13 protein-coding genes are annotated in these 13,832 nt (G+C 66.1%); 8 read left to right on the forward strand and 5 right to left on the reverse strand.

Going from position 1 to position 13,832, the window contains the following annotated elements; translation table 11 throughout:
- Positions 1-116: 116 nt before the first annotated feature.
- Positions 117-803, forward strand: a complete 687-nt coding sequence (locus AC1RUS_RS02355) for a TorF family putative porin (protein ID WP_492912626.1) — start codon at positions 117-119, stop codon at positions 801-803.
- 21 nt (positions 804-824) lie between these two features.
- Here AC1RUS_RS02355 and AC1RUS_RS02360 read toward each other — a convergent pair whose 3' ends face one another.
- From AC1RUS_RS02360 to AC1RUS_RS02380, 5 genes are all read right to left on the reverse strand, one after another.
- Entirely contained in the window at positions 825-1,034 is a 210-nt protein-coding gene (locus tag AC1RUS_RS02360) for a hypothetical protein (RefSeq protein ID WP_492912628.1), read from the reverse strand.
- Complete coding sequence (locus tag AC1RUS_RS02365; protein ID WP_492912630.1) at positions 988-1,659, reverse strand: RNA polymerase sigma factor; 672 nt, start codon at positions 1,657-1,659, stop codon at positions 988-990. The genes AC1RUS_RS02360 and AC1RUS_RS02365 overlap by 47 nt, the downstream gene beginning before the upstream one ends.
- Positions 1,660-1,761: 102 nt before the next feature.
- Positions 1,762-2,139, reverse strand: a complete 378-nt coding sequence (locus AC1RUS_RS02370) for a flagellar protein FliS (protein ID WP_492912632.1) — start codon at positions 2,137-2,139, stop codon at positions 1,762-1,764.
- The gene (fliD, locus tag AC1RUS_RS02375; protein WP_492912634.1) at positions 2,126-3,820 is read right to left on the reverse strand and encodes a flagellar filament capping protein FliD; all 1,695 of its coding nucleotides are present in this window, start codon (positions 3,818-3,820) and stop codon (positions 2,126-2,128) included. Before fliD ends, AC1RUS_RS02370 begins: the two co-directional genes overlap by 14 nt.
- Before the next feature lie 64 nt (positions 3,821-3,884).
- Positions 3,885-4,709 (reverse strand): flagellin, encoded by an 825-nt coding sequence (locus AC1RUS_RS02380; RefSeq protein ID WP_492912636.1) that lies wholly within the window; start codon positions 4,707-4,709, stop codon positions 3,885-3,887.
- Positions 4,710-5,124: 415 nt separating this feature from the next.
- Between AC1RUS_RS02380 and AC1RUS_RS02385 the strand changes: the two genes are divergently transcribed.
- The 7 genes from AC1RUS_RS02385 (at position 5,125) to AC1RUS_RS02415 (ending at position 13,488) form a co-directional block, all read left to right on the forward strand.
- A complete protein-coding gene (locus AC1RUS_RS02385; protein ID WP_492912638.1) occupies positions 5,125-5,403 on the forward strand; it encodes a flagellar hook assembly protein FlgD in 279 nt (92 codons plus the stop codon).
- A 4-nt stretch (positions 5,404-5,407) separates the two neighbouring features.
- A complete protein-coding gene (flgE, locus tag AC1RUS_RS02390; RefSeq protein ID WP_492912640.1) occupies positions 5,408-6,688 on the forward strand; it encodes a flagellar hook protein FlgE in 1,281 nt (426 codons plus the stop codon).
- A 2-nt stretch (positions 6,689-6,690) separates the two neighbouring features.
- On the forward strand, positions 6,691-6,996 hold the full coding sequence (locus AC1RUS_RS02395) for a hypothetical protein (RefSeq protein WP_492912642.1): 306 nt from the start codon (positions 6,691-6,693) through the stop codon (positions 6,994-6,996).
- Between the two features lie 6 nt (positions 6,997-7,002).
- A complete protein-coding gene (gene flgK / locus AC1RUS_RS02400) occupies positions 7,003-8,337 on the forward strand; it encodes a flagellar hook-associated protein FlgK (RefSeq protein WP_492912644.1) in 1,335 nt (444 codons plus the stop codon).
- Positions 8,338-9,234, forward strand: coding sequence for a flagellin (locus tag AC1RUS_RS02405; protein WP_492912646.1), 897 nt, complete (start codon positions 8,338-8,340; stop codon positions 9,232-9,234).
- A 123-nt stretch (positions 9,235-9,357) separates the two neighbouring features.
- Complete coding sequence (locus AC1RUS_RS02410) at positions 9,358-12,603, forward strand: autotransporter outer membrane beta-barrel domain-containing protein (RefSeq protein ID WP_492912648.1); 3,246 nt, start codon at positions 9,358-9,360, stop codon at positions 12,601-12,603.
- A gap of 156 nt (positions 12,604-12,759) precedes the next feature.
- Positions 12,760-13,488 carry a response regulator transcription factor gene (locus tag AC1RUS_RS02415; RefSeq protein WP_492912650.1) on the forward strand — a complete coding sequence of 243 codons (729 nt, stop codon included), beginning with the start codon at positions 12,760-12,762 and terminating at the stop codon, positions 13,486-13,488.
- Positions 13,489-13,832 lie beyond the last annotated feature (344 nt).

Consider the following 13,832-nt stretch of genomic DNA (forward strand, 5'->3'; position numbering starts at 1 on the left):
GGCAAGACTAGCAAGTCGTAAAGTGCGGCCCTTGGCCGCACGACGTCCGGGGTGGCGGTTGTTATGCAATCCTTAGTCGTTGAGGTCCTGATTGTTCGCCTGTTTTGGAGGGCGACATGTCTAAATTCTTCGCGCCGTTGATCCTGGCCGCGACAACATTTGCCCTGCCTGTCAGCGTGCGTGCCGCCGAAGGGACGAGCGTGTCGCTGAGCTATGAGCTGGGCGTCGTTTCCGACTATCGATATCGCGGGTTTTCCTTGTCGGACAAGGCTCCGGCCGTGCAGGGCGGCGTCACGGCCTCCGGGGCGAGCGGTCTCTACGGCTCGGTCTGGGCGTCGACAATCGACGAATATGGCGCGGGCGCGGACGGCAAGGGCGCGACGCTGGAGGTCGACTATGGCGTCGGCTGGTCGGGCGAGGCGGCAGGGCTGAACATCGACGCCGCCGTGACACGCTACACCTATCCAGGCGGGCGGGACGTCGCCTTCTTCGAGGCGCCGGTCAGCGTCAGCCGCGCCTTCGACGTCTGGACCGCGACGGTGGGCGGCGCATACGCGCCCAGCCAGAAGGCCCTCGGCTCGGAAGACAACCGCTACGGCTTCGCGAGTCTGGAATGGACGCCGGGCGCGGTGAAGCTGGGCGTGCAGGCCGGCTATGAGCGCGGAGCCTTCGCCCCGCGTGGCAAGTGGGACTGGTCGACGTCGGCGTCGCGGCGCTTCGGACCCGTTTCGGCCGGGCTGAGCTATGTCGACAGCGACCGCGCCGGGGGCGGCGTGGTGGCTTCGCTCACGGCGTCATTCTAGAACGTGTCGCGCCCGCCGCCCTCATGGGCGGCGGGTCTTGTTCAGCACCACGTCAAGGAAAGCGGTCTCGTCCTGGGCGTCCAGCCCAAGGCCGCTGACCTCGGCGAACAGCATCACCGCCTCGTCCGAGGCGGCCAGCAGTTCGACCGCGGCGTCGGCGTCTTGCGCGGGCCAGCGACTGAGGTCAGCGCCGAGCGCCGAGAGGCGCTCCCGAAAATGCGAAAGGTCCATGGTCACAGATCTTCTTCTGTCTCTGGAGGGTGGTCCGCAACGCCTGCTTGCCGCGTTTGAGCAGCGAGCGCACGGCTTGTTCCGTGGTTTCCAGGACGGCGGCTATTCTAGCCACGTCCAGGTCCTCGAAATAGAACATTGTCAAAGCCTGGCGCTGGCTGTCGGGCAGCTTGGCCAGGTGGTCCTGCAGCGTCTTTGACGTCTCCTTTCTTTCCAGCATCTGGTGCTGGCTGTCGGTCGGTTCGGCGGGCGCCGCATCGACCAGGCGGGTGATGGTTTCCTGCGGCTCGGGCGTGACGCGGCGGCCGCGATAGCGGTCGATGGCCTTGTTCACCGCGATGCGGTGCAACCAGGTCGTGAAGCGCGCTTCCGGCGACCAGCGCTCGCGATGGCGCCAGGCGGCGACGAAGGCCTCCTGCGCCACGTCCTCGGCCTCATGCTCGTCGCCCAGGATGTTGAGCGCCAGTCGACGCACCAGCCGGGCATGACGATCCACCAGCACGCGGAACGGCGTCTCATCGCCGCCGCGGCAGGCCTCGAACAGGGCTTCGTCGGTCCAGGCGAGCAGGCTCGCACGGTCTGAAGACGACGGGGTGGGCAGATCATTGATGTCGAACACGGTCATTTGGCTGTCCGCTGAAGTATGCGGTCGATGCCAAGCAATCCACGTGCCTGTAACAAGTATTCTTAATGTACACGTTCGATATGTACTGAATTGTCACGACGATCAATCTTGAGAATTTTTGCGAAATTCTCGACAGAGCGGCCGCAACAAATCGAGGGCGGTTTGATGCGTTTCTGCAATGCTGTTTCCGCGACCGCCGCGATTGAGCAGATTCAGCAGCTCCATGTAGAATCGCCGTAACCGAACCCCATCTCCGCCGACTGCGGAAAAATTCAGGGTTGTCGCGAGAACGGTAAGAATGCGCACCCCGCGCGCCAGGTGGGCGCACATCTGATCGAGCGCATTTTGCTCATGGGCAGCTTTTGCCGAGACTATCGCGCGATAGAGTTCCTCGTGCACAGCCGACAGGATGTCGCGCGGGTGCTGGTTCAGTTGCTGTGAGGCCTTGTAGGCGGAGGCCGCCTGGTTAGCTGTCGTCATCGCTGCTCGCTCCTAGGATGGCCTGGATCTGCTGTTGCAGAATCTGAGCGGCGTAGAGCTCCTGCTCCATGGCCGCGTATTTCGCGACGAGCTTGGTCCGATAGGTCTCGGCGTCGTCGCGGATGGATTCGGCCTTGGTGGTCAGGGCCGTGTCGGTGGTGGTGAGGCTGTCGATCGCGGTCTGGATCGTGCCGGTCGAGGTGTTGGAGAAGGCGTCGACCAGGGTGGTGAGCCGGTCGGCGAACCCCTGTTGCAGCGAGACGTCGATGGACGTGCTTGCCGAGGCGACCAGCGCGAAGGACAGGCCCTCGTAGATCGAGCCTTCTGCGCCGACGATCCGGCTGCCCGACACGGTGAAGAGGCCGCTGACCCCGCCGACCGTGACGTCGCTGATCGCGCCGTCGGTGACGGTGACGTCCAGGGTGAAATCGAACGAGCGGGTGGTGTCGTTCTTCAGCAGCTTCAGGGCGCTGTCGCTGGTGGTGAAGCTGCTTTCGAAGAAGGCCTGGATGCTGTCCAGGTTCGACAGCAGCAGATTGTCCAGCGTGGTCTCGTCCGACAGCTCCAGCTGGTTGTCGTCGTTCAGCGTGATGCCGAGGTCGGCCAGGGTGGAGACCGTGTCGTCCGCCGAGGCGGTGGTTCCGGTCAGCAGGCTGGACAACTGCTTGGCCACGCCGCGCAGCTGGCTGTCGGCGAACAGCACCGCGTCGTCCGACACCGTGCCGTCCGAGCCGACCGTCTGGTTGGTCGTGACAAAGTCGCGCAGGGCGTTGTAGGCGGTGATGAAGTCGGTGATCGCCGTCTTGATGTCTTCGTAGTTGGCCTCGATGTCGAGGGTGATCGACTGGCCGTCGGTGGTGACCTGCAGCAGCGAGATCGACAGGCCGGGAATGGTGTCGGTCAGCTCGTTGCTGGAGCTGGTGACCTCGATGCCGTCGATGGTGACGATGGCCGGCTGGGCGGCCTGAAGCACGTTGGCGAAGGCGCCGTCGCCGTCGGTAAGACCGATCGCCTGGGCCGCGCCGCTGGTGTCGGTGATCTCGATATCGACGTCTGTGTCGCTGGCCGAGAGCACCAGCTGGTAGCTGCCGCTGGCGACCTTCAGCAGCGTGGCGTTGACGCCGGTGGTGTCGGACTGGGCGTTGATGGCGTCGGCCAGCCCGCTCAGGGTCATGTCGGCGGTGATCGCGATCGTGGCGGTGGTCCCGCCCTCGACGCCGATGGTGAAGTCGCCGGCCTGGCCCAGCGCGGTCGTCGAATCATGGGCCGTGGACGTGACCTTCATCGCCTTGGCCAGCTGGCTGACGGTCAGGGTGTAGGAGGCGGCCACGGCGTCGGCGTCGGCGCTGACGGCCAGCATGTCGGTGGCGTCCGAGCCGTCGGACGCAGTCAGATAGGCTTCCTTCTCGTCGAAGGCGTTGCCGGTAGTGGTCGACAGGCTGCTGTAGGCGACCGACTTCAGGGCGGACATCGAGTCGGTGATGTCGCTGAGCAGGCCCTGCAGGGTCTGGTACGAACTGATCTTGGTGGTGTTGGCGGTGACCTTGGCCTCGAGCGTGTCGGCGCGCGCGGTCTTCTGCGCCACCGCCGCCTCGATCAGGGCGTCGGTGTCGAGACCGGAGATCGTCCCCGTCAGGTAGGACGTCGAACCGCTGGTTGAGACAGAGCTGGTCGTGGTCATGGGCGCCGCGTCAGGAAGTGCGGCGGGAGAGCCGCGAAGGCCCTCCCGCCAGGTGTCGAACCGACTACTGCAGCAGCTTCAGAAGCGACTGGCTCATCGAGTTGGCCTGCGAAAGGGCCGAAATCGCTGCGCTGGTCAGGGTCTGATAGTTGGTGAAGTTGGTCTGCTCGCTCGCGATATCGACGTCCGAGATCGAGGACTCGGCCGATTCCAGGTTCTCCAGCGACGTGCTGATGACGTCGCCCCGGAATTCGAAACGCGACAGGCTGGCGCCGACGTTCGCGCGCATCTCCGAGATCGTGGTGATCGCGGTGTCGATCTCGTCCATCGCGGTCTGGGCGGTGGTCGAGTCGGTGATGGCGGTGGTCGTCAGGCCCAGGGTGGTCGAGTCCGCGCCGTCCAGCGTGACGGTGATGACGTCGGTGCTGGAGGTGCCGACCATGAAGTCGACGCCGCTCGAATAGGACGAGGTCCCGTCGAGCAGGGCCACGCCGTTGAAGGTCGTGGTCGTGGCGATGTCGTCGATTTCCTCGGTCAGCTGCGAGTACTCGGCCGAGATGTACGAGAGGTCGTCGGTGCTGGAGCTGCCCGACTGCGCCTGGGCCGTCAGCGCGTTCATCCGTTGCAGGATGTCGGCGATGTTGGACAGGGCGCCGTCGGCCGTGTTCAGCACCGAGGTGCCGCTCGTGACGTTGGTGGCGGCTTGGTTCAACGCGGAGATGTCAGCGTTCATGGACGTGGCGATGGCGAGACCCGACGCATCGTCCTTGGCGCTCACGATGCGCGAGCCGCTCGACAGCTTCGCCAGGGACTCGCTCTGCGCCGCTGAGTTGTTGTTCAGGTAGCGCAGCGCGGTGTTGGCGGCTGTGTTGGTCGAGATAACAGGCATTTTCTAATCCGCTTCTCTTCGGGAGACCGCCGGGGAAAGTCCCGAACGGGAAGCGGCCCCCCGTTCTTGGTGGTCGCGCTTCGAAGCTTCAACGGGACGGCGGACGCGGATGGGGCGGTGTTTTTTTGCAGGGTCTCTTCGGACGCGTCGTGCGCCCCCTCCGTCACGTCGCCTATCGGCGCCGCGCCACCTCCCCCGTTTCACGGGGCAGGAGAAGAACGGCTAAACCCTCCTGCCCCGTAGCGAAGCGTGCGGGGGAGGTGGCGCGATGCGGATACGCATCGTGACGGAGGGGGCGTCCTGAGCCGGCCGTTCAAGCCCCGAAAAATTCTCCGCCCCATCCGTCCCCGACCCTCCGTTGAAGTTTTCGATCGGCGCCGCTGGGCGTCGCGACACTTCAACCGCGAGGGCTCCGATGACCACAGTCACCTCCGCCACCACCACGGCCGCGACGACCACGTCGTCCTCGTCCAGCAGCCTGGCGCTCGGCACCACCGACTTCCTGCAGTTGCTGATGACGCAGCTGACCAACCAGAACCCGCTGGATCCGACCGATCCCACCGAGTTCACCAGCCAGCTGGCGACCTATTCGGGCCTCGAGCAGCAGATCTCGATGAACGACACGCTGTCGACCATGTCGGACACGATGGCCGACGTGTTGACCCAGGTCTCGCTCCTGGCCTCGGGGAGCTGATCGCATGTCCCTGTCAGCAGCGCTCTCCACCGCCGTCTCGGGCCTGACCGCCCAGAGCCGCGCCCTCTCGGCCATCTCCGAGAACATCGCCAACTCGTCGACCACGGCCTACAAGACCACCGACGTCTACTTCCAGGCGCTGGTCAGCGGCGGCCAGGGCTCGTCGACCTCGACCAGCGCGGTCACGGCCAAGTCCAGCCAGGGCATGACGGTGCAGGGCACCATCGCCTCGACCAGCGTGGCGACCAACATCGCCATCCAGGACAGCGGCTTCTTCGTCGTCACCAGCGATCCGACGGCGGCGGCCTCGGCCGACATGTACACCCGGAACGGCAGCTTCGAGGCCAACGCCGACGGCTATCTGGTCAATACCGAAGGCTTCTACCTGATGGGGTTCGCGACCGACGCGGACGGCAACATCCTGGCCTCGAACACCAATGACCTGACGGGCCTGGAGGCGATCAACCTGTCGTCCATCGGCGGCACCGCCAAGGCGACCAGCACCATCACCATGAGCGCCAACCTGCCGGCCGACGCCGCGGTGGGCGACAGCTTCACCACCAGCATGCAGCTGATCGACAGCCTGGGCGTCAGCCACACGGTCGGCCAGACCTGGACCAAGACCGGCGAGAACGCCTGGGAGCTGACCCTGTCGGACCCCGTGCTGACCTCGGACGGCACGACCCAGTCAGGCACGATCACCGGCGGGCCCTATACCGTCAACTTCTCGGCCACCGACGGCTCGCTGGAGTCGGTGACCCCCGACCTCGACTTTTCGATCACCGATTTCAGCAGCGGCGCGGCCGACAGCGCGATCGGCCTCGACATCGGCACGGTGGGCGGCACCGACGGCGTGACGCAGTACGCCTCGACCTCGTCGACGCTGAGCATCAGCAACGTCACCACCGAGCAGGACGGCGCGCTGTATGGCGAGCTGTCGGGCATCTCGATCGACGCCGACGGCCTGGTCACCGCCAATTTCGACAACGGCATCAGCCTGGCCATCTACCAGATTCCGATCGCCACCTTCTCGAACCCCAAGGGCCTGACCCTGGTGTCGGGCACGACCTATGACGAGAACACCGCCGCCGGCCAGGTCCACCTGAACCTGCCGGGCGAGGGCGGGGCGGGCAGTCTGGTGGCCAGCGCGCTGGAGGGCTCGACCACCGACATCGCGTCGGAGTTCAACAAGATGATCATCGCCCAGCAGGCCTATTCGGCGGCCTCGCAGGTGGTCAGCGCCGCCGGCGACATGTTCGACACGCTGATGCAGTCGGTGCGCTGACCATGGACACGGTCGCAAAGCTCACAATCAAGGCGGCGCGGTCCCGGAACGCCCAGGCCGCCGAACCGGTGGTGGACAGCGTCGAACAGGCCATCGCCCTGGCCCAGGCCGTGGCGCGCGGCCTGGACGGGCTGAAGGGCGAGGCGCGGCTGCTGATGCTGTCGAACCTCGACGACGTCCGCCAGGCGCTCGACGAACGGATGGCCAAGCTGGAGGGCGATCTGGCCGTCGAGCGCGAGCGGCTGCGCTCGGTCAACCACGGCCTGCGGGCCATCGACGGCTACGCGCCGGCGCGCCAGCGACGGTAACCAGCCATGTCGCTGACCTCGATCCTGACCTCGGCGGGCTCGGCCCTGACGACCGCCCAGTACCAGATGGCGGTCTCGCAGACGAACGTCGCCAATGTCGACGACGAGACCTACAGCCGCAAGACGGTGGCGACGTCGGCGACCAGCACCACCTCGGCGGTGTCCAGCAGCGTCGTCACCCGCGCCGCCGACTCCTTCCTGTCCAAGACCGTGATCAAGACCGCCTCGGCGGCGGCCCGCGACAGCGCCATCGACTCCTATATGCAGACCTACGACGCCAGCCTGGGCTCGGTGGACGGCGGCGACGACGTCTCCAGCCTGCTGGACGCGTTCCAGACCGCGATCAGCGGCCTGGCCTCTTCGGCGACCAGCGCCACCAAGGCCCAGGTGGTCAGCGCCGCCTCGGCCGTGACCAGCGCGCTCAACAGCCTGTCCAGCGACATCCAGGACCTGCGCACTCAGGCCAACGCCGAGATCGCCACGACCGTCGACTCGATCAATTCCAGCCTCTCGACGCTGCAATCGCTGAACGACCAGATCGTCACCACCACGGCCCAGGGCGGCGACACCACCACCCTCGAGGACCAACGCGCCGCGGAACTGGCGACCCTGTCGTCGATGATCGGCGTCACCAGCTATGTGACGTCCGACAACAAGGTAGCGATCTACACCACCAGCGGCGACCAGCTGCTGGGGGCCAGCGCCGCCAAGCTGTCCTATGCCGCGTCCAGCAGCCTTTCGGCCGACACCGTCTATCCCGACACGATCTCGGGCGTGATGCTGAACGGCAAGGACGTCACCACCACGATCACCAGCGGCTCGCTGGGCGGACTGATCACCCTGCGCGACGACACCCTGGTCGGCGAGCAGGACGCCATCGACAGCCTGGCCTCGGCGTTGATCACCCAGGTCAATTCGGTGGCCGCCGACACCTTTACCGGGACCAGCGCCGTCGACATCGCTGTGTCCGACACGCTGCTGGCCGATCCCACCGCCTTCACTTCGGACGCCAGCGTGGCCAGTTCGCTGCTGACCGCGCTGACCGCCGACGTGACGTTCGCCGCGGCCGGCAACATGACCGCCGGCAAGTCCAGCCTGCTGGACTACGCCTCCAGCTTCGTCTCCACGGCCGCGACGATGATCTCGGACGCCGCCGACCAGGCCGAGAGCTCCACGGCGACCCACGACGCGGCCACCACGCGGCTGGCCAATGTCACGGCCGTGAACCTCGACGAGGAGCTGGCCCTGCTCGAGGTCTACCAGCAGGGCTACCAGGCCAACGCCCAGCTGATCTCGATGGTCCAGGACCTGTTCGACGCCCTGATCAGCATGGTGAGCTAGATGATTAGCCGGATCGCCACCTTCTCGCACACCAGCACGATGATCGCCGCCAGCCTGAAGACCCAGGCGCGGCTGGCCGACCAGCAGGCCAAGGAAGCCTCGGGCTTGAAGTCCACCAGCTTCGGCGGACTGTCCAAGGACGCCGCCTCGGTGCTGAAGCTGGCCAGCCAGTCCTCGCGGCTGACGGCCGACAACACCGCCGCCAACAGCGCCGGCAGCTATGTCCAGGCGGCCTATTCGGCGGTGGGCGAGATCGCCGACCTGGCCACCACCATCAAGAGCCAGCTGACCTCGCTGATCAGCGCCTCGCCGATCGATTCCGACACCCTGGCCACCTATGCCCAGGGCTGGCTGGACGACCTGCAGACCCAGCTGAACGGCGACCTGGCCGGCGTGTATCTGTTCTCCGGAAATGCGGTCGACACGGCGCCCGTTGATTTCAGCGACGCCACTTACGATCCCACCACCAGCGGCGACACGGGCTACTACCAGGGCTCGTCGACGGGGCGGTTTTTCACCGCCTCGGACGGCACGAAGACCGCCTTGTCGGTCTCGGCCGACAACGCCGCCTTCGAGACCCTGGCCCGGGCGCTGTCTTCGATCATCGCCAATCCCGGCGACACCAGCGTGCTGTCCTCGGCCGTCGACCTGGTCGGCGAGTCGATCACCGACCTGGGCGGCGTGCAGGAAACGCTGGGCGTTCAGGCCGCTTCGCTGTCCAGCCTGGTCGAGCGCAACACCACCAAGATCGACACCCTCGACAGCCTGGCCTCGGAGCTGAAGGACGCCGACCTGTCCCAGGCGGCGGTGCTGGTGGTGCAGTACCAGACCCAGCTGGAGGCGCTGTACTCGACCATCAGCTCGCTCTCGTCGGTGAGCCTGCTCAAGTACCTGTGACGCTTTCGAGGATTGGCGGCCCGAAACGCCAGATATCCGCGCCCGACCAGTGGGCAACAAGCCAGACACGCCTGCGCCACCCCGCCCCGGTAGGCCTTCGACGGTTCTCGTGAAGGTCTCTCTATGCTGCGTAAGCTCCTCGTCGCCACGGCCGCCGCCGCTCCCTTGCTCGCCTGCGCCGGCGCCGCCCTCGCGGAGGTGGAGGTCACCAGCAGCTCGCGCACGACCGCCATCACCACGGCCGCGCCCAACGGCGGCTCGGCGGACGACGTCAAGATCACCGCCGACGGGGTGATCACCCTCAGCGTCACCGGCCCCCTGGTCACGCTCAACAGCGACAACACGGTCACCAACAACGGCGGCCTGGCTAGCGTGGACCAGAACGACTCGGTCGGCATCCTGGTGCTTGGCGGCCACAAGGGCACGGTGCTCAACAGCGGCTCGATCAGCCTGACCGAGGACTACGACTACGACGACACCGACGACGACGGCGACAACGACACGCCCTATGCGATCGGGACCAACCGCTACGGCATCCGCGTCACCGGTCCGGAGACCTTCACGGGCGACATCACCAGCGACTCTTCGGGCACGATCTATATCGAGGGCGTCAATTCGGCGGGCGTCACCCTGGAGACCAGCCTGGTCGGCAACCTGACCAATTCGGGCACGATCACGGTCATCGGCGACCAAGGCTACGGCATCCATGTCGCCAACAGCGTGACGGGCAAGGTCACCGTCGAGGGCTCGGTGGCGGTGACGGGCGAGGGTTCGACCGGCGTGGCCATCGACGCCAATGTCGACGGCGCCTTCGTGGTCCAGGGCACGGTCTCGGCGCTGGGCTATCGCTACACCAGCCGCATCACCGATCCGGATGATCGCGCCCTGCTGGACGCCGACGACAAGCTGGAGAGCGGTTCGGCGGTGCGGGTGACGGCCAATGTCACGGGCGGGATCCTGCTGGACGCGCCGCCCACCGACACCAATGACGACACCAGCGACGACGAGGACGGCGACGGCGTCACCGACAGCAGTGAGAGCACGGCCTCGGTCACCGTCTATGGAGGCTCGCCGGCCCTGAAGATCGGCTCGGACGCCAACACCGTCACCATCGGCGCGGTGGGCGCGGGCGACGACGCCTATGGCCTGATCATCAAGGGCTCGGTCGGCGCCTACGGCTCGCTGGACAATGTCGAGACCTCGGCCGTGCAGATCGGCGGCGACGCCGGCTATTCGACCCTGATCACCGGCGGGATCCGCAATGCCGGCGCGTTGTCGAGCACCGCCTACGAGGCCCAGACCACGGCCCTGCGCCTGAAGTCCGGCGCGATCGCCGACACCCTGTGGAACAGCGGCTCGATCTCCGGCTACAGCATTTCCGAAGGCGACTATTCGGCCCGTGGCGTGGTCATCGACGAAGGCGCGTCGATGACCAGCATCCTCAACACCGGCTCGATCACCGCCACGGTCGCCGGCGAGAAGGGCACGTCGTATGCGATCCTCGACAACGCCGGCACGCTGACCAGCATCACCAACAACGGCTCGATCGCCGCCTATGTCACCGCTACGGACGACGACTACGACACCGACGACGACAACACCGACGCCACCGACGAGACGGTGACGGGCAAGGCCATCGCCATCGACGTCAGCAAGAACACCACCGGCGTGACCGTGGTGCAGTCGGGCATCAACGACGGCGACGACAATGACGACGGGGTCGCCGACACCGACACCGACGGCGACGGCGTGGACGACGCCGACGAGTCGCTGATCGTCGGCCAGGTGCTGTTCGGCTCGGGCGACGACACCCTGAAGATCCTGAACGGCGCGGTCGTGGGCGACATCTCGTTCGGCGACGGGGCCGACACCTTCGTGATCGACGGCGGCGCCTCGGTGCTGACCAAGCTCACCGACAGCGACGGCAAGCTGGACGTCACGGTGGCCTCGGGCACGCTGGGCCTGACCAACACCACCGACATCAAGGCTACCAGCCTGACCCTGGGCGCGACCAGCAAGCTGATCTTCAGCGTCGATCCGGCCGCCGACACCGCCACCCGCTTCGTGGTCGACACCGCCAACATCGCCACCGGCGCGAACCTGGGCCTGGTGCTCAACAACCTGCTGACCAACGCCACGACCTACGAGGTGATCAAGGCCGGGACCCTGACGGCGGGGGCGATCAGCCAGGACCTGCTGGGCGACGCGCCATTCCTCTATGTCGCCAACGCCTATCAGGGCGGCAACAGCGTCTATGTCGACGTGCGTCGCCGCACGGCGGCCGAGGCCGGCATGACCGTCTCGCAGAGCGCGGCCTATGACGCGATCTTCGCCGCGCTCAGCCAGGACAGCGACATCGCCAGCGCCTTCCTGGCCCAGAACAGCAAGGACGGCTTCTACAACCTCTACAACCAGATGCTGCCCAGCCAGGGCGAGGGGATGTTCGCCGCGCTGCAGTCGGTGAACCAGCAGATCTCGGCGGCCACCGCCATCCGACCGGACCTGGAGGACCGCTACGGGCCCGACAGCGTCTGGGTGCAGCAGATCAACACGCTGGTGCACCGCGAGGATGGCGAGACTCTCGGCTCGGACACCCAGGCCCTGGGCTTCGTAGCCGGCTATGAGGCGATGGGCGACGCGGGCGGCGCGCTGGGCCTGACCCTGGCCGTGGTCAGCATCGAGGAGCACGACACCTTCGCCAAGGTCGGCGAGGAGACGACGGCGTCGTTCGTGCAGGGCGGGGCCTACTGGCGGCGGGCCATCGGCGGCTGGCGGGTGAACCTGGGCGGCGGGGCCGGCTATGGCTGGCTGACCGGCGACCGCAGCTTCATCAGCGAGGACACCGACAGCGACGGGACGGCCGACGTCATCGTCACCAACACCGCCCACTGGAACGGCGTCACCGCCAACGCCTTCGCCGGCGTCTCCTACGAGCAGAAGTTCGGGCGCTTCTTCGCCCGGCCCGAGGCCCGGCTGGACTATGTCTATTTCGGCGAAGGCAAGCGGGTGGAGACCGGCGGCGGCGACGGCTTCGACCTGACGGTCCAGTCGCGCGACTTCACCAATCTCAGCGGCGACGCGGGCCTGGTGTTCGGCGCCCAGTTCGGCAAGGAGGTCTGGTGGCGTCCCGAGGTGCGGGTCGGCTATCGCCAGACCCTGGCCGGCCAGATCGGCGACACGGTCGCCAGCTTCCGCAATGGCACGCCCTTCACGATGTCGGCCCTGAACGACAAGCAGGGCGCGGTGACCCTGGGCTTCGCGGTGCGGGCCGGCACCTCGATGTCGTACCTGGCGCTGGAAGGCGGGGCCGAGGCGGCCAAGAAGCAGACCAAGTACAATATGCGCCTGTCGGGCCGGGCGATGTTCTAGGCGTCGGGGACGGTGGCGGCGAGAACCTCGTTCTGGCCGCCACATTCCGGCCTCGGTTTCAAGCGTGTTTCATTACAAACCGGTTAGAAATGAAATTCCGGCGCCAAGCGTGACTGATATCCAGAAGATGTCCCAGGTATCAGAAGTATTTCCACCGTGCGCCAACGAATTCTTCTTCTCGATTCAGACCAAGACGCTCGCTCTTCGTTGAGCGATCTGCTGTCCAAGCACGAATACGAAGTCGTCGTGGCGTCCTCTGGGCGTCAGATGGATCGAATACTCAGCGAGATCGAGGTCGACGTCGTCGTGCTCGATATCATGCTGCCGGACGAGGGCGGCCTCTCGGTCTGCGGACGCCTGCGCAACCGCGCGCCGTCCCCGGGCGTGGTGGTGGTCAGCGCCTTCGCCGAGGAAAGCGACATCGTCGTGGGCCTGGAGATCGGCGCCGACGACTATGTGGCCAAGCCCTATCGCCCGCGCGAACTGCTGGCCCGCATCCGCTCGGTCATGCGCCGTCGCCGCGAATGCGGCCGGGTCGGGCAGGACGACGACCGCTCGACGGTCTATCGCTTCAACGGCTGGCGGCTCAGCGTCGCCACCCACCAGCTGTTCGACCCCTACGGCGGCGTGGTCGATCTATCGTCGGCCGAGTTCATGCTGCTGTGGACCCTGGTCTCCAAGCCCCAGCAGATTCTGACCCGCGCCCAGCTGATGCAGGGGCCGCGCGGCGGGGAGGCGAGGGCAGGTTCGCAGCAGATCAACGTCACCATGAGCCGGCTGCGGTCCAAGCTCAGTCACGTCGAAGGCGGCCCCCAACTGATTCGCACGGTGCGCTACGAGGGCTATCTGTTCGCCGCGACGGTCGAAAGAGTGTCGGCTGACTGACCCTGAAGGGGCGGTCTTGGTTACCGTCCCCGAATCAGCAAATGCGACAAAATGTAGCCATCGACGATTTTTGGCTCTGTTTCCGATCTGAAACGGCGTTCGCACCTGTGGCCGAAATATGTCCTTTCAAGGACAGATGGCCAACACGACTTGCTGTCTGAAGCCCTTATATTCAAGGCTTTTTAAGCAAACCCAACCTCGATTTCACTCTTCTCGCAGGGCCCGCGATCCGTCGTGGCGTCCTGCGTCCGTGTGCCTCGTTGAAACCTCTTGGAAAGAAAATATGGTTACCGAAATGCTCGCCTTAATAGGTCAGTAGTGAACGCTCGCGTAATCGGGGCGTG

This window comes from Caulobacter sp. GW821-FHT10F06 (genome assembly GCF_058809215.1).